We start from the raw sequence: 23,801 nt of genomic DNA on the forward strand, positions 1-23,801 counted from the left end.
CTGCGGTGGCGGGTTCCGGAGACGGATTTCGTGGCGCATTCGGCGGCGGTGGAGCCGTTGGAGGGTGTGCTGGCTGCGGAGCTGGCCGGGATCACCCCGGTGGCGGGTCGGGTGCCGATGGTGTCCACGGTGACCGGGGAGTGGGTGACGGGCGAGGAGCTGGACGCCGCCTACTGGTACGCGAACCTGCGGAACATGGTCCGTTTCGAGCAGGCCACGCGTGTGCTGCTCGACGATGGCTTCGACGCGTTCGTCGAGGTGTCCACGCATCCGGTGCTGACCGGGCCGGTGGCGGAGACGGCTGAGGACGCCGGTATCCCGGGTGTCCTGACGGTCGGCACGCTGGAGCGTGACAACGGCGGCGCGGCCCGTCTGGTGCGCTCCTTCGCCCAGGCGTATGTCGGCGGGCTCCACGTCGACTGGAAGACGATCCTCCCGTCCGGCGACCGGCTGGACCTGCCGACCTATGCCTTCCAACACGAGCGCTACTGGCTCCAGGCCTCCATGGCCAGCGACACGGCCGCCGTCGGCGGAGACGGCGCGGGCACCGAGACCGAGGCCCGGTTCTGGGCCGCCGTCGAGGGCGGCGACCTTACCGGCCTCGCCGACACCCTCGCCATCGAGGACCAGGAGCAGTTGAGCGCCGTACTGCCCGCTCTGGCGTCCTGGCGCCGCCGTGAGCAGCACCGGTCCGCCACCGAGAACTGGCGCTACCGCGTGCGGTGGACGTCCGTCGCCGAGCCCGGCTTCGCCCGGCTGTCCGGCACCTGGCTGGTGGTCGGCCCTGAAACGCCGGCCGGCGAGGAGACCACGCGTCAGTGCGCGTCCTTCATCGCCGCGCGAGGCTCGGCACCCGTCACCGTCCTGATCCCGGCCGGGGTCTCGGACCGGGTCGGCGTCGCCTCACTGCTCGTGTCGACTCTGCGGGAGGCCGGCACGGACGTGGGCCAGGTGGCAGGCGTGCTCTCGCTGCTGGCGCTGGACGAGACGGACATGGACGACCACCCCGTGGTGGCCGTGGGCCTGGCGGCCACACTCGGCCTGGTGCAGGCCCTCGGGGACGCCCGCGTGGACGCCCCGCTGTGGCTGCTCACCAAGGGTGCCGTCGCCGCCGGCCCGGCCGACGCGCTCACCAACCCGGCGCAGGCGCAGGTCTGGGGCTTCGGCCGGGTCGTGGCCCTGGAGCACCCCGACCGCTGGGGCGGTCTCATCGACCTGCCCGCCGCCCCGGACGCCCGGACGGGAGAGCAACTGGCCGCCGTACTGGCCGGCTGCGACGAGAACCAGGTCGCGCTGCGGCCGTCCGGCGTCTTCGCCCGCAGGCTGACCCGCGCCCAGCAGGTCACCGCCACCAAGCGGCACCCGGTCCGGGGCACCGCCCTGATCACCGGCGGCACCGGTGCCCTCGCCGGGCACACAGCCCGCTGGCTGGCCGGCCGAGGCGTGGAGCGGCTCGTGCTGACCAGCCGCTCCGGGCCCGCCGCCCGAGGCGTCGCCGAACAGGCGGCCCACCTGGCCGCGCTGGGCACCGGCGTGGACGTCGTGTCCTGCGACGTCAGCGACCGCTCGGCGGTGACCGGGCTGGTGGACTGGACCGGCCGCAGCGGCCCGGCGCTGTCCACCGTGGTCCACACGGCGGGCGTGATCGACGACGGCATCATCGAGCACCTCTCGCCCGAACGGCTGGCAACGGTCCTGGCGGCCAAGAAGGCGAGCGCGTCCTATCTGGACGGTGCCACCGCCGGGCTGGACCTCGACGCGTTCGTCCTGTTCTCTTCCGTGGTCGCTACCACCGGCGGACCCGGCCAGGCCAACTACGGCGCGGCGAACGCCTATCTGGACGCCCTGGCCGAGAACCGGCACAGCCGGGGGCTGCCCGCCCTCGCCGTGGCCTGGGGGCCGTGGTCCGGCGACGGCGTGGCGCAGAGCAACGAGGCGGCCCGGCAACGGCTCGCCCGCACCACGTGGGAAGGCACGATGGACCCGGAGCTGGCCGTCCAGGCGCTCGGCGAGGCGCTCGACGGCCCGGACTCCGTCCTCACGGTGACCAACATCGACTGGTCCAAGGCCCTGGCGGACCCGCAGGAGGCGGCCGGCCTCCTCAAGGTGCCCGTCATGCGGGACCTGCCAGAGATCAAGCGGCTCGCCACGATCCTCGCGGACCGAGCCGCCGCCCCGGCGGAGGACGAACTCCTGCGCCGGCTGGCCGGGCAGAGCCGGGCCGAGCAACTCCGCACCCTGACCGAACTGGTCCACGCCAAGGCCGCCAAGGTGCTGGGCTTCGCCTCCTCCGAGGCCATCGAGAGCGACCGCGCCTTCAGCGATCTGGGCTTCGACTCGCTGACCGCCGTGGAACTCCGCAACGACCTCGGCGCAGCCGTGGGCCGACGGCTCCCCGCGACCCTCCTGTTCGACTACCCGAATGCGTCGGCGCTGAGCGAGTACCTGTACGACGAACTGCTCGGCGATCTGCCGGACGACACCGCGACGCCGGTCACCGGCGTGGTCGCGGCGACCGACGACGAGCCGATCGCCATCGTCGGCATGGCCTGCCGCTACCCCGGTGGAGTGGCCGGCCCGGACGGCATGTGGGCGCTGCTGTCCTCCGGCACCGACGCGATCTCCGGGTTCCCGGACGACCGCGGCTGGGACCTGGACGCGCTCAATTCGAGCGAGAACTACTCCTCCTACGTCCACGCGGGCGGCTTCATCGAGGACATGGCCGGCTTCGACGCCGACTTCTTCGGGATCAGCCCGCGTGAGGCGATGGCGATGGACCCGCAGCAGCGGCTCCTCCTCGAAGTGTCCTGGGAGGCGCTGGAGCGGGCCGGCGTGGACCCGGAGAGGCTGCGCGGCAGCACGACCGGCGTCTTCGTCGGCGGATACTTCTCCGGCTACGGCATGGGCGCGGACATCGAGGGCGCCGCACACCTGATCACCGGCAACGCCACCAGCGTGCTGTCCGGCCGCGTCTCCTACGCGCTGGGCCTCGAAGGCCCCGCCGTCACGGTGGACACCGCCTGCTCCTCCTCCCTCGTCGCCATGCACATGGCCGCGCAGGCCCTGCGGTCCGGCGAGTGCTCGATGGCGCTGGCCGGCGGTGTCACGATCATGATCACCGCCGACGGCTTCGTCGGCTTCAGCGAAAACAGCGGCCTGTCCCAGGACGGGCGCTCCAAGGCGTTCTCCGCCCAGGCCGACGGCATGGGATTCGCCGAGGGCATCGGCATGCTGGTGGTGGAGCGGCTGTCGGACGCCCGCCGCAATGGTCACCCGGTGCTGGCGGTCATGCGTGGCAGCGCGGTGAACCAGGACGGCGCGTCCAACGGCCTGACGGCTCCCAACGGCCCCTCCCAGCAGCGGGTGATCCGCGCCGCGCTGGCCAACGCCCAGCTCTCGCCCGCAGATGTGGACGTGGTGGAGGCGCACGGTACGGGGACCAAGCTCGGTGACCCGATCGAGGCGCAGGCGTTGTTGGCCACCTACGGACAGCAGCGTCCGGAGGACCGGCCGCTGTGGCTGGGTTCGGTGAAGTCGAACATCGGGCACACGCAGGCCGCCGCCGGTGTCGCGGGTGTCATCAAGATGGTGCTGGCGTTGCAGCACGAGCAACTGCCGCGCACCCTGCACGCCGACGAGCCCTCGCCGCATGTGGACTGGACCTCGGGCGACGTCAAACTCCTGACCGAGCCGGTGGAGTGGCCCGCGGGCGAGCGGGTCCGCCGGGCGGCGGTGTCCTCGTTCGGCCTGAGCGGGACCAACGCCCACGTCATCCTGGAACAGGCCCCTGCCTCCCCCGACGCCGCCGCCTCCGACGAGGAGCCGGACGGGATCGAGTCCATGGAGCGCGCCGCCGAGGCGGTGGCCCCGGTGGTGTCGGGTGCCGGCGCCTGGCTGGTGTCGGGACGTTCGGCCGCCGGTCTGTCGGCGCAGGCCGAGCGACTGCTCACCTGGACGACCGCCCGCCCCGAGCTGGAACCGGCCGACGTGGCCTGGTCGTTGGCCGCGACGCGTTCGGTGTTCGAGCACCGGGCGGTGGTGGTCGGTGCTGGTCGGGCCGAGCTGGTGGCCGGTCTGGAGAGCGTCCGAGGTGAGGTGCTGACGGGTTCTGCGGTGTCGGGGGTGGCGCGGTCCGGCGTACGTCCGGTGTTCGTCTTCCCCGGTCAGGGTTCGCAGTGGCTGGGTATGGGCCGGGAACTGGCTGAGGTGAGTCCGGTGTTCGCGGCGCGGCTGGCGGAGTGTGCGGCGGCACTGGCGCCTCATGTCGAGTGGTCGCTGATGGATGTGCTGGCGGGGACGGAGGGCGCTCCGGCGCTGGAGGCCGCCGATGTGGTGCAGCCGGTGCTGTGGGCGGTGATGGTGTCGCTGGCCGCCGTGTGGGAGGCGGCCGGTGTGGCACCGGCCGCCGTCGTCGGGCACTCGCAGGGTGAGATTGCGGCGGCGACGGTGGCGGGGATGCTGTCGCTGGAGGACGCCGCCCGGGTGGTGGCCCTCAGGTCGCAGTCGCTGAAGGTGCTGGCGGGTGCGGGCGGCATGCTCTCGGTCGCCGCCTCTGCCGAAGTGGTGGAGAGCCGTCTGGACGAGCGTCTGTCGCTGGCGGCGGTCAATGGCCCTGCTGCGGTGGTGGTTTCGGGTGAGCCGCAGGCCCTGGAGGAGCTGAAGGCGCAGTTCGAGGCCGAGGGCATCCGGGCGCGGATGGTGGCGGTGGATTACGCCTCGCACGGTCCCCAGGTCGACCGCTTGGAGACGGAGATCCGCGAAGTCCTCTCGGGCATCTCCCCGCGCCAGGGCCGGGTGCCGATGGTGTCGGCGATGTCGGGCGAGATCCTGACCGGCGAGGAGCTGGACGCCGGGTACTGGTACGACAGCCTTCGCAACACGGTCCACTTCGACCGCGCGGTCCGGACCCTGGCCGACCGGGGTCACGAGGTGTTCATCGAGGTCTCCCCGCACCCGGTCCTCACCGGCGCCATCACGGACACGCTGGAGGATGCCGCTGGTCTCACCACGCTGCCCGCAGCGGTGTGCGGCACCCTGCGGCGGGACGACGACAGCGCGGCCAGGATCGTGACCTCGTTCGCCGAGGCGTGGGTGCAGGGCGCTTCCGTCGACTGGACGAAGGTCCTGCCCGCCGCGAAGCGCATTGAACTCCCGACGTACGCCTTCCAGCACGAGCGCTACTGGCCGAAGGCGGCCGTCTCCTCGGGCGGCGACGCGTCGTCGCTGGGCCTGGGCGCGGTGGAGCACCCGCTACTGGGTGCGGCGGTGGAGCTGGCCGACGGCGCTGGGGTGGTGTGCACCGGTCGGCTGTCGGTGCGGTCGCAGCCGTGGCTGGCCGATCACCGGGTCGGTGGGGTGATCCTGCTGCCGGGTACCGGTTTTGTGGAGCTGGCGGTCCAGGCGGGCGACCAGGTGGGCTGCGGGGTGCTGGAGGAACTCACCCTCCAGGCGCCGCTCGTCGTCCCCGAGTCCGGCGCCGTCCAGGTACAGGTCGTGGTGGCCGCGGCGGACGGCGACGGACGTCGGGGGGTGGAGGTCTTCTCGCGGACCGCCGGTTCCCAGGAGCCGTGGGTCCAGCACGCCGAGGGTGTGCTGGCGCCGGCCGGGCGGACCGTGGACGCCGGTGAGGAGTTCACCGTCTGGCCGCCGAGCGGGGCCGAGGCGGTGGACGTCAGCGGCATGTACGACGCGCTGGACTCGAACGGGTACGGCTACGGCCCGGCGTTCCAGGGGCTGAAGGCGGTGTGGCGGCGCGACGGCGACGTGTTCGCCGAAGTCGAGCTGGCGCAGGACGAGGCCGCGCAGGCCACGGCCTTCGGTCTGCACCCGGCGCTGCTGGACGCGGTGCTGCACGCCGCTCCGCTGGCAGGCGTCGAAGAGAGCGGTTCCGACCAGGTGCGGCTGCCATTCGCGTGGACCGGCGTGGAGCTGCACGCCACCGGCGCGACGGTTCTGCGGGCGCGGATCCGGCGGGACGAGCAGGGCAGCCTGACCCTGGCCGCCGCGGACGCCACCGGCGCTCCGGTGGTCTCGGTGACGTCGCTGATCACCCGCGCGGTGACGGCCGAGCAGCTGAAGGCGGCCGAATCCGGCCCGGCGGACTCGCTGTTCACCATCGAGTGGGCCCCGCTCGCCGAGAGCGCCGTCCCGGTCGGGGAGTGGGCGCTGGTCGGTGAGGACCGCTTCGGCCTGGTCGAGGCGCTGGCCGGTACCGGCGTTCAAGTGCGGCCGTTCACCGACTTGACAGAGCTGGCCGAGGCGGCGGAGTCCGCTCCCGGCGTGGTGCTGGCATGTGCCGGTACCGGGCAGCCGGCCGGCGCCGACGCGGCGCGGGCGGCGCAGGAGGCCACCGGTGAGGCGCTGGCGCTGGCGCAGGACTGGCTGGCCGAGGAGCGGCTGGAGTCGGCCCGCCTGCTGGTCGTCACCCGTGGCGGTGTGTCCGCCTCGGCGGGCGAGCGTGCCACGGACCTGGCGGCAGCCGCCGTATGGGGTCTGCTGCGTTCCGCGCAGTCGGAGAACCCGGGCCGGATCGTCCTGGCCGACCTGCCTGCTGACGGCGCCGAGGCCCGGTCCGCCGCGCTGCTGCCGTCCTTCCTGGACAGCGGTGAGGCGGAACTCGCCGTCCGGGGCACGACCGCCTACGGCAGGCGTCTGACCCGCCCGTCCGGCGAGCCGGCGGTGCCGGAGGGCGCGTGGCGGCTGGTGCCGGACGAGGGCGGCTCGCTGGACGGGCTGCGGCTCGAGTCCGTTCCCGAGCCGGCCGGCGCGGTGCCCGCCGGGCACGTCCGGGTGGCGGTGAAGGCCGCGGGCCTGAACTTCCGGGACGTGCTGATCGGCCTGGGCATGTACCCGGGCGGCGGGGTGATGGGCAGCGAGGTCGCCGGTGTCGTGGCCGAGACCGGACCCGGGGTCAGTGGCCTCGCGGTCGGCGACCGCGTGATGGGGGTCGCGGACGGCGGGTTCGGCCCGCTGGCCGTCACCGACGCCCGGCATCTGGTGTGCATACCGGAGCAGTGGACCTACGCCGAGGCCGCATCGGTGCCCAGCGCCTTCATGACGGCCTGGTACGCGCTGGTCGAGCTGGCGGGTGTCCGTGCAGGTCAGCGGGTGCTGATCCACGCGGGTGCCGGTGGCGTGGGGATGGCTGCCGTGCAGATTGCGCGGCACCTGGGCGCGGAGGTGTTCGCCACGGCGAGCCCGGCTAAGTGGCCGGTGCTGGAGCGGATGGGTCTGGACGCGGAGCGCATCGCGTCGTCGCGGGACGCGGGCTTCGAGGCCCGGTTCCTGGAGGCGACCGGTGGCGCGGGTGTGGACGTGGTCGTCAACTCGCTGGCCGGTGAGCTGATCGATGCGTCGCTGAGGCTGCTGCCTCGCGGCGGGGCGTTCGTGGAGATGGGCGCAACCGACCTGCGCGACGCGGACGTGGTGGCGGCCGAGCACCCGGGGGTGACCTACCGGGCGTTCAACCTCGCAGAGGCCGGTCCCGAGGGCCTCGGTGCCATGCTGTCCCAGGTCAGCGCGCTGATGGCGAAGGGCGCGCTGTCGCTGCTGCCGGTGCGGGCGTGGGACGTGCGGCGCGCGAGGGAGGCGTTCCGGTTCATGTCGCAGGCCAAGCACACCGGCAAGATCGTCCTGACGATCCCGGCGACCCCCGTCGCCGCCCGCCTGTCGGCGCCGGTGACCGCGCGGACGGCCCTGGTGACCGGCGGCACCGGCACCCTGGGCAGCCTGGCGGCACGTCACCTCGCGGCGACCGGCCGCGCCGACTCGGTCGTACTGACCAGCCGTTCGGGAGCCGGTGCTGTGGGAGTTGCCGAACTGGCCGCGCAGCTCGCGGAGTCGGGCACCTCGGTGCACGTGGTCGCGTGTGACACGGCCGAACGCGACGGGCTCGCGACGGTTCTCGCCGGCATCCCGGCCGAGGCCCCGCTGCGCACCGTCATCCACACCGCCGGTGTGCTGGACGACGGCACGATCGGCTCGCTGACGGCGGACCGGGTGGCGTCGGTGATGCGGCCCAAGGCGGACGGCGCGTGGAACCTGCACGAGCTGACCCGTCACCTGGACCTCGACCACTTCGCCCTGTTCTCCTCGGCGGCGGCGGCGTTCTCCAGCCCCGGCCAGGGCAACTACGTGGCCGCCAACGCGTTCCTCGACGCGCTGGCCGCCGACCGCAGGGCCGCCGGTCTCCCGGCGACCTCCCTGTGCTGGGGTCTGTGGGCCGAGGCCAGCGCGCTGACCGGGCAGCTCACCGACGCAGAGCGGGCCCGCATCAACCGGGGCGGCATCAGCGCGCTGAGCGCCGAGGAGGGCCTGGCCCTGCTGGACACGGCGCTCGCCCGCGACGAGGCCGTCCTCGTCCCGGCCCGCCTCGACCTGGCCGGACTGCGCGCACAGTCCGCGCGCAGCACCGAAGTCCCGCCTCTGTGGCGGGCACTGCTCGGTGCGGGCACCGGCCGACGGGCGGCGGCGTCCGGCAGCACCCCGGCCGGACCGGAGGCGCTGCATCGGGAACTGGCCGCCCTGTCCGAGCCGGAACGGCAGGTGCGGCTCATGGACCTGGTCCGCGCCCACGCGGCGGCCGTCCTCGGACACGCCTCGGTCGGCGCGGTCGAGACCACCCGGGCCTTCACCGACCTGGGCTTCGACTCACTGACCGCTGTCGAACTGCGCAACAGGCTGAGCGGCGCGACCGGGACCCGGCTCCCGGCCACCCTCGTGTTCGACTACCCCAACCCGGCCGAACTGGCGGTGTTCCTCGGGCAGAAGCTGGCGCCGAAGCTCGGCGCCAGCGCTCCGACGGACACGCCGGACGACTCCGAGTCCACGCTCCGCAAGGCTCTCGCGACCGTGCCGCTGGCCCGCTTCCGCGAGGCGGGGCTGATGGAGGCCCTGATGCAGCTCGCGGGCGTCCGCGAAGAAGCCCTGGCGTCCGACACGGTCGAGGACATCGACGCCCTCGATACCGAGAGCCTGATCCGTATGGCCCTGGACGGCGAGTCGGAATGAAGTCTCTGAACATCAGCGCGTTCGCGTGGAGGAAGCGATGACCGGAACACCTGACAAGCTCCTGGACGCGCTGCGGGCCTCCGTCAAGGAGACGGAGCGCCTCCGGCAGCGCAACCGCCAGCTTGTCGAGGCGTCGTCCGCACCCGTGGCCATCGTCGGCATGAGCTGCCGGCTCCCGGGCGGGGTGACCTCGCCCGAGGAGCTGTGGGAGCTGCTGGGCGCGGGCGGCGACGCCATCTCCGGCTTCCCCACCGACCGGGGCTGGGACACCGAGAGCGTGTACGACCCGGACCCCGACCACCAGGGCACCTCCTACGTGGTCGAGGGCGGGTTCCTCGACGGCGCGGCGGACTTCGACGCCGGACTGTTCGGGATCAGCCCGCGCGAGGCCCTCGCCATGGACCCCCAGCAGCGGCTGCTCCTCGAAGCGTCGTGGGAGGCGCTGGAGCGCGCGGGAGTCGCCCCCGCCTCCCTGCGCGGCTCGACGACCGGTGTCTTCGTCGGCGTCGCCCCTACCGACTACGTGGGCCACCCCGGCCTGCGGACCGTCGAAGGCATCGAGGGACACCTGACGACGGGAGGAGCGGCCAGTGTGATGTCGGGCCGCATCTCGTACCTGCTCGGCCTGCAGGGGCCCGCGGTGTCCATCGACACCGCGTGCTCCTCCTCGCTGGTGGCCCTGCACATCGCGGCCCAGGCCGTGCGCTCCGGGGAGTGCTCGCTCGCGCTGGTCGGCGGTGTCACGGTGATGGCCTCGCCGCTGGGCTTCATCGGCTTCTCCCGGCAGCGCGGCCTCGCCGAGGACGGCCGCTGCAAGGCGTTCTCGGCGGACGCGGACGGCATGGGCATGGGCGAGGGCGTCGGCATGCTCGTGCTGGAGCGGCTCTCCGACGCCCAGCGCAACGGTCACCCGGTCCTCGCCGTGATCCGCGGCTCGGCGGTCAACCAGGACGGCGCGTCCAACGGCATGACCGCCCCCAATGGCCCCTCCCAGCAGCGCGTCATCCGCGCCGCCCTCGCCAACGCGCACGTGGCGGCGACCGACGTCGACGTCGTCGAGGCACACGGCACAGGCACCGCCCTCGGCGACCCCATCGAGGCGCAGGCGCTCCTCGCGACCTACGGGCAGGACCGTCCGGAGGACCGCCCGCTGTGGCTGGGTTCGGTGAAGTCGAACATCGGGCACCCCCAGCAGGCGGCCGGTGTGGCCGGCGTGATCAAGATGGTGCTGGCGTTGCAGCACGAGGAACTGCCGCGCACCCTGCACGCCGACGAGCCCTCCCCGCACATCGACTGGACCGAGGGTCACGTACGGCTCCTCACCGAGGCCCGGCCGTGGCAGCCCGGCGAGCGACCCCGCAGGGCGGGCGTCTCCTCCTTCGGCATCAGCGGCACCAACGCCCACGTCATCCTGGAGGAGGCACCCGCCGCCGAGCCTGTCGAGCCGTCCAGCGAGGTCGAGCCGGTCGTGTCCGGGGTCGGCGCTTGGCTGGTGTCGAGCCGCTCGGCTGCCGGTCTGTCGGCACAGGCGGACCGGCTGCGGGAGTGGGTGACCGCCCGTCCCGAGCTGCAACCGGCCGATGTGGCGTGGTCGTTGGCGACGTCGCGTTCGGTGTTCGAGCACCGGGCCGTGGTGCTGGGGGCGGAGGGGCTGGGGGCTCTGGCCGGGGGTGCGGCCAGCGGTGATGTGGTGTCGGGGGTGGCGCGGTCCGGCGTACGTCCGGTGTTCGTGTTCCCGGGGCAGGGTTCGCAGTGGCTCGGCATGGGGTGTGAACTGGCCGCGGCCAGCCCGGTGTTCGCGGCGCGGCTGGCGGAGTGCGCGGCGGCACTGGCGCCTCATGTCGAGTGGTCGCTGATGGACGTCCTGGCCGGTGTTGAGTCAGCCCCGGCGCTGGAGGCCGCGGATGTGGTGCAGCCGGTGTTGTGGGCGGTGATGGTGTCGCTGGCTGCGGTGTGGGAGGCGGCCGGAGTGGCGCCGGCCGCTGTGGTGGGTCATTCGCAGGGTGAGATTGCGGCGGCGACGGTGGCGGGGATGTTGTCGCTGGAGGACGGCGCGCGGGTGGTGGCGCTGCGGTCGCGGTCGTTGAAGGTGCTGGCGGGTGCGGGGGGCATGCTCTCGGTCGCCGCCTCTGCCGAGGTGGTGGAGGGCCGGCTGGGTGAGCAGGTCGCGCTGGCGGCGGTGAACGGTCCTGCGGCGGTGGTGGTTTCGGGTGAGCCGCAGGCTCTTGAGGAGCTGAAGGCGCAGTTCGAGGCCGAGGGCATCCGGGCGCGGATGGTGGCGGTGGACTACGCGTCGCACGGTCCGCAGGTCGATCGTCTGGAGGCGGAGATCCGTGAGGTCCTGGCCGGGATCTCTCCCCGTCGGGGCCGGGTGCCGATGGTGTCCTCCATGTCGGGTGAGACGCTGACCGGCGAGGAGTTGGACGCCGGTTACTGGTACGACAGCCTCCGCAACACCGTCCACTTCGACCCCGCCGTCCGGACCCTCGCCGACCAGGGCCACCAGGTCTTCATCGAGGTCTCCCCGCACCCGGTCCTCACCGGTGCCATCACGGACACCCTGGAAGAGGTCGCCGAAGTCGGTGCAGTGCCGGGTGCGGTATGCGGGACGCTGCGCCGGGATGACGACAGTGCGGCCCGGATCGTGACTTCGCTGGCCGAGGCGTGGGTGCAGGGCGCTTCCGTCGACTGGACGAAGGTGCTGCCCGCAGCGGACTCTGTCGAACTGCCCACCTACGCCTTCCAGCACGAGCGCTACTGGCCGAAGGCGGTCATGGCCTCAGGCGGTGACGCGTCGTCGCTGGGCCTGGGCTCCCTTGCCCACCCGCTGCTCAGCGCTGTGGTGGAGCTGGCCGATGGTGCCGGGGTGGTGTGCACCGGTCGGCTGTCGGTGCGGTCCCACCCGTGGCTGGCCGATCACCGCGTCGGCGGTGTGACCCTGCTGCCGGGCACCGGCTTCGTGGAGCTGGCGGTCCAGGCGGGCGACATGGTGGGCTGCGGGGTGCTGGAGGAACTCACCCTCCAGGCGCCACTCGTCGTACCGGACGGCGGCGCGGGTGTTCAGGTGCAGGTGGCGGTGGGGTCCGAGGAGGTCGACGGGCGCCGGTCGGTGGAGGTGTATTCGCGGACCGACGGCGCCGGGGAGACGTGGATCCGGCACGCGACCGGCGTGCTCGTGCCGACCGGCCGGGCCGTGGACGCCGGTGAGGAGTTCACCGTCTGGCCGCCGAGCGGGGCCGAGGCGGTGGACGTCGGCGGCATGTACGAGGCGTTGGCTGCGGCGTCGTACGAGTACGGCCCGGTGTTCCAGGGGCTGAAGGCGGTGTGGCGGCGCGACGGCGACGTGTTCGCCGAAGTCGAGCTGGCGCAGGACGAGGCAGCGCAGGCCACGGCCTTCGGTCTGCACCCGGCGCTGCTCGACGCGGTGCTCCAGGCGGGCGCGCTGGCCGAGACACCCGGGGGTGCGGCGCAGGCGGACGCGGGTGAGGTGCGGTTGCCGTTCGCGTGGACCGGCGTGGAGCTGCACGCCACCGGCGCGACGGTTCTGCGGGCGCGGATCCGCCGGGACGCGCAGGGCAGCCTGTCGTTCACGGCCGTGGACGTCGCCGGTGCCCCGGTGGTCTCGGTGGCGTCGCTGATCACCCGCGCGGTGACGGCGGAGCAACTGCGCTCGGCCGGTACGGAATCCGGGCTGGCGGACGCGCTGTTCGCGATGGACTGGGTGCCCGTCCCCGAGTCGGCACCCGGCGTCCCGGTGGGGGAGTGGGCGCTGGTCGGCGCCGACCGTTTCGGCCTGGTCGAGGCGCTGGCCGACACCGGCGTCCAGGTGCGGCCCTTCGCGGACCTGGCCGAGCTGGCCGAGGCGGCGGAGTTCGCTCCCGGTGTGGTGCTGGCATGTGCCGGTACCGGGCAGCCGGCCGGCGCCGACGCGGCGCGGGCGGCACAGGAGGCCACCGGCGAGGCACTGGCGCTGGTGCAGCGGTGGCTCGGCGAGGAGCGGTTCGAGGAAGCCCGGCTCGTCGTGGTCACCCGGGGCGGCGTCGCCGCGTCCGGAGGCGAGGGCGTGGTCGACCTCGCGGCGGCGGCGGCCCGTGGTCTGCTGCGTTCGGCGCAGTCGGAGAACCCGGGCCGGATCGTGCTGGCCGACCTGCCTGCTGACGGCGCCGAGGCCCGGTCCGCCGCGCTGCTGCCGTCCGTCCTGGACAGCGGCGAGCCCGAGCTGGCCCTGCGCGACACGGTCGCGTACGGCAGGCGTCTGACCCGCCCGTCCGGCGAGCTGGTGGCGCCCGAGGGTGTGTGGCGGCTGACGCCGGACGAGACCGGCTCGCTGGAGGGGCTGCGGCTGGCGGCGGCGGAGGACGTGGACGGCCCGCTGCCGGACGGCTGGGTGCGGATCGCGGTGCGGGCGGCCGGCCTGAACTTCCGGGACGTGCTGATCGGCCTGGGCATGTACCCGGGCGGCGGGGTGATGGGCAGCGAGGTCGCCGGTGTCGTGACCGAGACCGGACCCGCGGTCAGCGGCCTCGCGGTCGGCGACCGGGTGATGGGCGTGGCGGCAGGCGGGTTCGGCCCGCTGGCCGTCACCGACGCTCGACAGGTGGTGCGGATCCCGGACGGCTGGTCCTTCACGGACGCGGCCTCCGTCCCGGTCGCCTTCATGACGGCCTGGTACGCGCTGGTCGAGCTGGCGGGTGTCCGTGCAGGTCAGCGGGTGTTGATCCACGCGGGTGCCGGTGGCGTGGGGATGGCTGCCGTGCAGATAGCGCGGCACCTGGGCGCGGAGGTGTTCGCCACGGCGAGCCCGGCGAAGTGGCCGGTGCTGGAGCGGATGGGTCTGGACGCGGAGCACATCGCGTCGTCGAGGGACGCGGGCTTCGAAGCGGCGTTCGCGGCGGTGACCGGTGGCGCGGGTGTGGACGTGGTGGTCAACTCGCTGGCCGGTGAGCTGATCGACGCGTCGCTGCGGCTGCTGCCTCGCGGCGGGGCGTTCGTGGAGATGGGCGCGACCGACCTGCGCGACGCGGACGCGGTGGCGGCGGAGCACCCCGGGGTGACGTACCGTCCGTTCAACCTGGCGGAGGCCGGTCCCGAGGGCCTCGGCGAGATGCTCGGCCGGATCAGTGCGCTGATGGCCGAGGGCGCGCTGTCGCTGCTGCCGGTACGGGCGTGGGATGTGCGACGGGCGCGGGAGGCGTTCCGGTTCATGTCGCAGGCCAAGCACACCGGCAAGATCGTCCTGACGATCCCGAGCGCGCCGCACACGGGTGCCGCGTCGGCCCTCGTCACCGGCGGCACGGGCACGCTGGGCGCCTTGGTGGCGCGTCACCTGGTGGACACGGGCCGCGCCGACTCGGTGGTGCTGACCAGCCGTTCGGGAGCCGGCGCGCCGGGCGTGGCCGAACTGGCCGCGCGGCTCGCGGAGTCGGGCGCGTCGGTGCGCGTGGCCGCCTGCGACGCGGCCGACCGCGACGCGCTGGCCACCCTGCTGGCCGGCCTCCCGGCCGAGGCCCCGCTGCGCACCGTCATCCACACCGCCGGTGTCCTGGACGACGGCACGATCGGCTCGCTGACGGCGGACCGGGTGGCGTCGGTGATGCGGCCCAAGGCGGACGGCGCCTGGAACCTGCACGAGCTGACCCGCCACCTCGACCTCGACCACTTCGCCCTGTTCTCCTCCGGGTCCTCGGCGTTCTCCAGCCCCGGCCAGGGCAACTACGTGGCCGCCAACGCGTTCCTCGACGCCCTCGCCACCCGGCGCCGCGCCGACGGCCTGCCCGCCTCCTCGCTCGCCTGGGGCCTGTGGGCCGACACCAGCGCGCTGACCGGGCAGCTCACCGAGGCCGAGCGGGCCCGGATGAACCGGGGTGGAGCCGTCGCGCTGAGTGCCGAGGAGGGTCTGGCCCTGCTGGACGCGGCGCTCGCCCGCGACGAGGCCGTCCTCGTCCCCGCCCGCTGGGACATCGCCGGGATGCGTGCCCAGGCCGCCCGCAGCGTCGAAGTCCCGCCTCTGTGGCGGGCGCTGGTCGGTGCAGGCACCGGCCGACGGGCAGCCGCCTCCGGCAACACCGGGGCCGGCGCGGACTCGCTGCGCCGCCAGTTGGCCGCGATGGCCGAACAGGACTGCAGGCGGCTGCTCATGGACCTGGTCCGCACGCACGCAGCCGCCGTCCTCGGACACGCCGCCGTCGACGCGATCGCGCCCACCCGGGCCTTCACCGACCTGGGCTTCGACTCGCTGACCGCCGTGGAGATGCGCAACCGGCTGACCGGCGTGACCGGACTGCGGCTGCCGGCCACCCTCGTCTTCGACTACCCCAACCCGATCGCCCTCGCCGGCCACCTGCTGGCCGAACTCGTCGGCGACGGCACGCGGCTCGAAGCGCTCCCGCCGGTCCGCACGACCATGGCGACCGACGACGAGCCGATCGCCATCGTCGGCATGGCCTGCCGCTTCCCCGGCGACGCCGACGACCCCGACGCCTTCTGGCAGTTGCTCGCCTCCGGCAAGGACGCGATCAGCGACTTCCCGGACGACCGGGGCTGGGACGAGGGGCTCTACGATCCCGACCCCGACAAGGAAGGCACCGTCTACACCCGCTCCGGTGGATTCATCTCGGATGCCCGGGGCTTCGACGCCGACTTCTTCGGCATCAGCCCGCGTGAGGCACTCGCGATGGACCCGCAGCAGCGGCTGCTCCTCGAGGTCTCCTGGGAGGCGCTGGAGCGGGCCGGTATCGACCCGGAAACACTGCGCGGCAGCCAGTCCGGAGTCTTCGTCGGCGGCTTCGCCTCCAGCTACGGGCTGGGCGTCGCGGCGGGCGCCGAGGGACACGCGACCACCGGCTTCGCCACGAGCGTGATGTCGGGCCGCGTCTCCTACACCCTCGGCCTGGAGGGCCCGGCGCTCACGGTGGACACCGCGTGCTCGTCCTCCCTGGTGGCGCTGCATCTGGCCGTCCAGGCGCTGCGCGGCGGCGAGTGCACGATGGCACTGGCCGGCGGGTCCACCGTCATCGCGAGCCCGGAAGGAATCATCGGTTTCTCCCGGCAGCGCGGCCTGGCCGAGGACGGGCGCTGCAAGGCGTTCTCCGCGCAGGCCGACGGCATGGGATTCGCCGAGGGCGCGGGCATGTTGGTCGTGGAGCGGCTGTCCGACGCCCGCCGCAACGGCCACCCGGTCCTCGCCGTGGTGCGCGGCTCGGCGGTGAACCAGGACGGTGCGTCGAACGGCCTGACGGCCCCGAACGGCCCCTCCCAGCAGCGGGTCATCCGCGCCGCCCTGGCCGACGCGAGACTGACGCCCGCCGACGTGGACGTCGTCGAGGCGCACGGCACCGGCACGACGTTGGGCGACCCGATCGAGGCGCAGGCGCTGCTCGCGACCTACGGCCAGGACCGTCCGGAGGACCGGCCGCTGTGGCTGGGTTCGGTGAAGTCGAACATCGGTCACACGCAGGCCGCCGCCGGCGTGGCGGGTGTGATGAAACTGGTGCTGGCACTCCAGCACGGCGAGTTGCCGCCCACGCTGCACGCCGACGAGGCGTCGCCGCACATCGACTGGTCGGCGGGTGAGGTGTCCCTGCTGACGGAACCGGTGGAGTGGCCTGCCGGTGAGAGGGTGCGCCGAGGGGGTGTGTCCTCGTTCGGGATCAGCGGCACCAACGCCCACGTGATCGTCGAGGAGGCGCCTGCCGCCGAGCCTGTCGAGTCGTCCGGCGGGGTTGAGCCGGTGGTGTCGGGGGCCAGTGCGTGGCTGGTGTCGGCGCGTACTGCTGCGGGTCTCGCGGGTCAGGCGGACCGGTTGCGGGAGTGGGTGGCCGCCCGGCCTGAGCTGGAACCGGCCGATGTGGCTTGGTCGTTGGCGACGTCGCGTTCGGTGTTCGAGCACCGGGCCGTGGTGCTGGGGGCGGAGGGGCTGGGGGCTCTGGCCGGAGGTATGGCCAGCGGTGATGTGGTGTCGGGGGTGGCGCGGTCCGATGCGCGGACGGTGTTCGTGTTCCCGGGGCAGGGTTCGCAGTGGCTCGGCATGGGGTGTGAACTGGCCGAGACCAGCCCGGTGTTCGTGGCGCGGCTGGCGGAGTGCGCGGCGGCACTGGCGCCTCATGTCGAGTGGTCGCTGATGGATGTGCTGGCGGGAGCGGAAGGCGCTCCGGCGCTGGAGGCCGCCGATGTGGTGCAGCCGGTGCTGTGGGCGGTGATGGTGTCGCTGGCCGCCGTGTGGGAGGCGGCCGGAGTGGCACCGGCCGCCGTCGTCGGGCACTCGCAGGGTGAGATCGCGGCGGCGACGGTGGCCGGAATGCTGTCCCTGGAGGACGCCGCCCGGGTGGTGGCCCTCAGGTCGCGGTCGTTGAAGGTGCTGGCGGGTGCGGGCGGCATGCTCTCGGTCGCCGCCTCTGCCGAGGTGGTGGAGGGCCGTCTGGACGAGCGTCTGTCGTTGGCGGCGGTCAATGGCCCTGCGGCGGTGGTGGTTTCGGGTGAGCCGCAGGCTCTTGAGGAGCTGAAGGCGCAGTTCGAGGCCGAGGGCATTCGGGCGCGGATGGTGGCGGTGGACTACGCCTCGCACGGCCCTCAGGTGGACCGTCTGGAGGCGGAGATCCGTGAGGCCCTGGCCGGGATCTCTCCCCGTCGGGGCCGGGTGCCGATGGTGTCCTCCATGTCGGGTGAGACGCTGACCGGTGAGGAGCTGGACGCGGGCTACTGGTACGACAGTCTGCGCAACACGGTCCACTTCGAGCGCGCGGTGCGGACTCTGGCCGACCAGGGCCACCCGGTCTTCATCGAGGTCTCCCCGCACCCGGTCCTGTTCGGCGCCATGACGGACACGCTGGAGGAGGTGGCCGGGGCTGCGGGACCCGGTGCTGTGCCGGGTGCGGTGTGCGGAACCCTGCGCCGGGACGACGACAGTGCGGTCCGGATCGTGACTTCGCTGGCCGAGGCGTGGGTGCAGGGCGCGTCCGTCGACTGGACGAAGGTGCTGCCCGTCGCGGAACGCACAGAACTGCCGACGTACGCCTTCCAGCACGAGAGTTTCTGGCCGAAGGCGGGGGTCTCTTCGGGTGGCGACGCGTCGTCGCTGGGCCTGGCTTCCCTGGCCCACCCGCTGCTGGGTGCGGCGGTGGAGCTGGCCGATGGTGCCGGGGTGGTGTGCACCGGTCGGCTGTCGGTGCGGTCGCAGCCGTGGCTGGCCGATCACCGGGTCGGCGGCGTGATCCTGCTGCCGGGTACCGGTTTTGTGGAGCTGGCGGTCCAGGCTGGCGACCAGGTGGGCTGCGGGGTGCTGGAGGAACTCACCCTCCAGGCGCCGCTCGTCGTCCCCGAGTCCGGCGCCGTCCAGGTCCAGGTCGTGGTGGCCTCGGCCGACGACGGGCGCCGGTCGGTGGAGGTGTATTCGCGCACCGACGGCGCCGCGGAGTCGTGGGTTCGGCACGCCGAGGGTGTGCTCGCGCCGACCGGGCAGGCCGTGGACGCCGGTGAGGAGTTCGCCGTCTGGCCGCCCAGCGGGGCGAGTGCGGTGGACATCGGCGGGATGTACCGGGCGCCGGAGTCGTCGTACCAGTACGGCCCGGTGTTCCAGGGGCTGAAGGCGGTGTGGCGGCGCGACGGCGATGTGTTCGCCGAGGTGGCGCTGCCGGAGTCGGTCGTGCAGGAGGCCGGTGCCTTCGTCCTGCACCCGGCGCTGCTCGACGCCGTACTCCAGGCCAGCGGCCTGGCCGAGGCACCCGGGGGCGCCGCGCAGGACGACGCGGGTGAGGTGCGGTTGCCGTTCGCGTGGACGGGCGTGGAGCTGCACGCGGCGGGTGCGACGGTGCTGCGGGCGCGGATCCGCCGGGACGCACAGGGCAGCCTGAACCTGGCCGCCGTGGACGCGGCAGGCGCCCCGGTGGTCTCGGTGGCCTCGCTGATCACCCGCGCGGTGACGGCGGATCAACTGCGCTCGGCAGGTACGGAATCCGGGCTGGCGGACGCGCTGTTCGCCGTCGAATGGGCCCCGCTCGCCGAGAGTGCCGCCTTGACGGGGGAGTGGGCGCTGATCGGCGCCGACCGCTTCGGCCTGGTCGAGGCGCTGGCCGGCACCGGCGTGCAGGTACGGCCCTTCGCCGGCCTGGCGGAACTCTCCGCCGCAGCCGAGGCCCGCGAGATCGACCCGCAGGCGGTGCTGGTCTGCGCCGGGGAGCCGGAAGCGGCCGACGGCGACGCGGCGCGAGCCGCCCGGTACGCCACCGGCGAGGCGCTGGCGCTGGCGCAGGACTGGCTGGCCGAGGAGCGGCTGGAGTCCGCCCGGCTGGTGGTCGTCACCCGTGGCGGGGTCGCCGCTTCGCCCGGTGAGCGTGTCGCGGATCTGGCCGCTGCCGCCTCCCGGGGCCTGTGGTGCTCGGCGCAGGCGGAGCACCCGGACCGGATCGTCCTGGTCGACCTGCCGGCCGACGGCGCCGACGAGCGGTCCGCCGCGCTGCTGCCGTCCGTCCTGGACAGCGGTGAGCCCGAACTCGCCCTGCGCGGCGAGGCCGCCTACGGGCGCCGGCTGACGCGTGCGTCTGTCGCCGGGACGTCAGTTGAACACCCCCACGGCCCGCGCGTCGCCCCCTCGGTGCTGGTGACCGGCGGCACCGGCACGCTCGGCGGACTGGTCGCCCGGCATCTGGTGACCACGGGTCGCGCCGACGGCGTGGTGCTCACCAGCCGCTCGGGCCCGGCCGCCGCCGACGTGCCCGCGCTGGCCGCCGAACTCGCCGGGCTCGGTGCGGCCGTCGACGTCGTGGCCTGTGACGCGGCGGACCGGGACGCGCTGGCCTCGGTACTGGCGGCGATCCCCGCCGAGCGCCCGCTCAGGTCGGTCGTCCACGCGGCCGGTGTGCTGGACGACGGTGTGATCGCCGCGCTCACTCCGGAGCGGCTGGACACCGTCATGCGGCCCAAGGCCGACGCGGCCTGGCACCTGCACGAGCTGACCCGTGACCTCGAGCTGGACCACTTCGTCCTGTTCTCCTCGGCGGCGGCCACCTTCGGCGTCGCCGGGCAGGGCAACTACGTGGCGGCCAACGCGTTCCTGGACGCGCTGGCCGTCGAGCGCCGGGCCGCGGGACTGCCGGGCACCTCGCTGGCCTGGGGGCTGTGGGCCGACACCAGCGCGCTGACCGGGCAGCTCACCGAGGCCGCCCGGTCCCGGATGAGCCGCGTCGGTGCGCTCAGCGCGGCTGAGGGCCTGGCCCTGTTCGACGTGGCGGTGGCCCGCGACGAGGCGGTGCTCGTCCCGGTCCGGATGGATCTGGCCGACCTGCGTGCACGGGCCGCCCGCAGCGGCGAGATCCCGGCGCTGTGGCGGACGCTGGGCGGCGCCCCGGCCCGGCGCGGTGCCGCGTCCGGAAGTCCGGGCGCGGACTCGCTGCGCCGTCAGCTCGCCGCGCTGTCCCCCGCGGACGCGGACGAGATGCTGCTGGACCTGGTGCGCGCCCAGGTGGCGGTGGTGCTGGGGCATGCGTCCGGGGACGCCGTGGAGCCCGGCCGGGCCTTCAACGACCTGGGCTTCGACTCGCTGACGGCGGTCCAGCTGCGCAACCGGCTGGGCATGGCCACCGGACTGCGGCTGCCGGCCACCCTCGTCTTCGACTACCCGAACCCGATCGCGCTCGCCGCGCACCTGAGCGAGAAGCTGGGCGGCGGCACCGGCGCGAGCGCCGCCGCCGCGCAGCCCGCGCCCGTCGCGGCCACCGACGAGCCGATCGCGATCGTGGGCCTGAGCTGCCGCTTCCCCGGCGGCGTGGACGGCCCCGAGGACCTGTGGCGGCTGCTCGCCGAGGGCCGGGACGCGGTCACCACGTTCCCCGCGGACCGCGGATGGGACCTGGACGGCCTCTACGACCCGGACGCCGAGCACCTGGGCACCTCGTACACCCGGGCCGGCGGATTCCTGGACGACGCCAGCGCCTTCGACGCCGGCTTCTTCGGGATCAGCCCGAAGGAGGCCCTGGCGATGGACCCGCAGCAGCGGCTGCTCCTCGAGCTGTCCTGGGAGGCGTTCGAACGGGCCGGTATCGACCCGGTCTCCCTGCGCGGCAGCCGGACCGGCGCCTTCATGGGCGGCTACACCTCGGGCTACGAACTGAGCGTCCTCGCCGACCCCGACTCAGGGGCCGAAGGCCACCTGATGACCGGCATCGCCACCAGCATCCTCTCCGGCCGGGTGGCGTACGCCCTCGGCCTGGAAGGGCCGACGATGACCGTCGACACCGCCTGCTCGTCCGCCCTGGTGGCGCTGCACCTGGCCGCGCAGGCGCTGCGGTCCGGCGAGTGCTCGCTGGCAGTGGCCGGCGGTGTGACGGTCATGGCGACGCCGGGCACCTTCGTCGAGTTCTCCCGGCAGCGCGGGCTGGCGCCGGACGGGCGGTGCAAGGCGTTCGCGGCCGACGCGGACGGCACCGGCTTCGCCGAGGGTGCCGGCCTCCTCGTCGTCGAGCGGCTCTCCGACGCCCGGCGCAACGGGCGCCGCGTGCTGGCGGTGCTGCGCGGCAGCGCAATCAACCAGGACGGTGCGTCGAACGGTTTGACGGCGCCGAACGGACCGTCGCAGCAGCGGGTCATCCGCGCCGCACTGGCCAACGCCGGACTGCGGGCCGACGAGATCGACGCCGTGGAGGCCCACGGCACCGGCACCACGCTCGGCGACCCGATCGAGGCGCAGGCGGTCCTGGCCACCTACGGCCAGAACCGTCCGCAGGACCGGCCGGCCTGGCTGGGCACGGTGAAGTCCAACATCGGACACACCCAGGCCGCCGCGGGCGCTGCGGGCGTCATCAAGATGGTGCTCGCCCTCCAGCACGGCCTGCTGCCCGCCACGCTGCACGTGGACGAGCCGTCGCCGCACATCGACTGGACCGAGGGTCACGTGCAGCTGCTCACCGAGGCCCGGCCGTGGCCGGCCGGCGAGCGCCCGCGCCGGGCCGGCGTCTCGTCCTTCGGCATCAGCGGCACCAACGCCCACGTCGTCCTGGAGGAGGCACCGGCCCCGCAACCGCCCGCGAACGCCGAGCCGGCGCCCGTCGTGGTGCCGTGGGTGCTGGCCGGGCGCACCGACGAGGCGTTGAGGGCGCAGGCCGCGCGGCTGCGCGCGTTCCTCGCGGACCGGCCGGACGTGGACCCGGCCGACGTCGGCCGCACGCTGGCCCTGCGCACGGCCTTCGACCACCGGGCGGTCGTGCTCGGCGAGGACCGGGAGTCCCTGCTCGTCGGGCTGGCCATGGCGGCGGCGGGCGTGCCGGCCAGGAACGTGCTCATCGGCACAGCCACAGGGGAGGGCAAGGCGCTGTTCTTCTTCCCTGGCGACGCGGCTGACGAGGCGTCGGGCGAGGGGCCCGGCAACTCGCCCGGGAACGTGCCCGGATGGCTTGCCTCGGCCGCCCGGCTGCTCGACGAGTCTCCGGTCTTCGCGGCCTCGATGGCCGAATGCGCCATGGCCCTGGCCCCGTTCACGGACTGGAAGCTGAGCGAGACGGTACGCGGAGGGTCCGGCGCCGCGGCGGTGGACCGGCCCGAGGTGCGCGGTCCCGTGCAGTGGGCGGTCATGGTGTCGCTCGCCGCGCTGTGGCGCTCGGCGGGCGTGCGCCCGGCCGCGGTCGCCGGGCACGGCGTGGGTGAGATCGCCGCCGCCCAGGCGGGCGGGGTGCTGTCCCTCGCCGACGCGGCCAGGATCGCGGTGCTCACCACCCGGATCGCCGGCGCCCCGGACCCGGCCGACCTGGCCGTGATCGCCCCGCGGACGCAGGACGTGCCGGTCTTCTCCGGCCGCGACGCTGCGTGGATCGACGGTACGTCGATGGGGGCGGGCCACTGGTGCCGCCCGCCGCGGCCGGCCGCGCCCGCGGCCGAACTCGCCGAGGCCCTGGCGGAAGGCGGATACGGCATCTGCGTCGAGGTCGGCCCGTCTCTGGCGTCCACCGCCGAGATCGGCCGCGCCCCCGTGGCCGCGGACGACCCGTCCCGATCCGTCGCCGTGGTCGCGACGCTGCGCGGCGACGGTTCGGCACTCGGCGCCGTCACAGCGGCGCTGGCCGCCGCCCATGTCCGCGGTGTCGCGGTCGACTGGCCCGCGGTGCTGGGCCGCGGGCAGCACATCGATCTGCCCACCTACGCCTTCCAGCATCAGCGGTTCTGGCCCGCCGCGCCCCGGCCCGCGGCCACGCCGCCCGCGGCCGCTCCGGGCGAGGACCGATTCTGGACGGCGGTGGAGGGCGGCGACCTGGCCGCACTGGCCTCCGTACTCGGTGTGGACGAGCCGCTGCGCGAGGACATGCCGCTGAGCGAGGTGCTGGCGGGCCTGACGGCGTGGCGGCGCCGCGAGAGCGGGGACGGGCGGCCCGGCGGTCCGGCAGGTGACGAGGCGTCAGCCGACACCCTGGGCTGGCTGCGACGGCTGCTGGACCTGCCGTCGGACAAGCGTCTCGACCTGCTGGTCGACCTGCTGCGCGGACAGTTCGCCGAACTCCTCGGCTATGAGACGGCGGAGCAGATCCGGCCCGACGCGGATGTGTTCGAGTTGGGAATGACGTCGATGACGGCCGTGCAACTGCAGGTGAGCCTGATTCGGCAGCTGGGCGTGCAACCGCCCGAGGGCTTTGTTTATGATTACTATTCGCCGGCAGCGTTGGCCGATTTCCTCTCCGAGATTCTTCCGGCTTCACTCGCGGAGGCCGATCCGGGCCCTGAGGTTCTCTAGGAATCCCGCCGAATTCCATTGATGGGATGGTTAAGTGCCGAACGAAAATTCAGCGTCCGTCATATCCGTCGGCGTGTCGAAC

General features: G+C 73.9%; 2 protein-coding genes. Both read left to right on the forward strand.

Features of this window, described 5'->3' with window-relative positions; genetic code table 11:
* Positions 1-9,009 (forward strand): SDR family NAD(P)-dependent oxidoreductase, encoded by a 9,009-nt coding sequence (locus ACFY1E_RS44140; RefSeq protein WP_389087234.1) that lies wholly within the window; start codon positions 1-3, stop codon positions 9,007-9,009.
* Between the two features lie 37 nt (positions 9,010-9,046).
* The gene (locus tag ACFY1E_RS44145) at positions 9,047-23,719 is read left to right on the forward strand and encodes an SDR family NAD(P)-dependent oxidoreductase (protein WP_389087236.1); all 14,673 of its coding nucleotides are present in this window, start codon (positions 9,047-9,049) and stop codon (positions 23,717-23,719) included.
* Positions 23,720-23,801 lie beyond the last annotated feature (82 nt).

Origin of the sequence: Streptomyces sp. NPDC001604, from assembly GCF_042893475.1 — a bacterium.
GTDB lineage: Bacteria > Actinomycetota > Actinomycetes > Streptomycetales > Streptomycetaceae > Streptomyces.

What these genes read in the sequence shown, in the direction of transcription:
- ACFY1E_RS44145 (WP_389087236.1), top strand. Translation starts at nt 9,047, where the DNA reads ATGACCGGAACACCTGACAAGCTCCTGGACGCGCTGCGGGCCTCCGTC.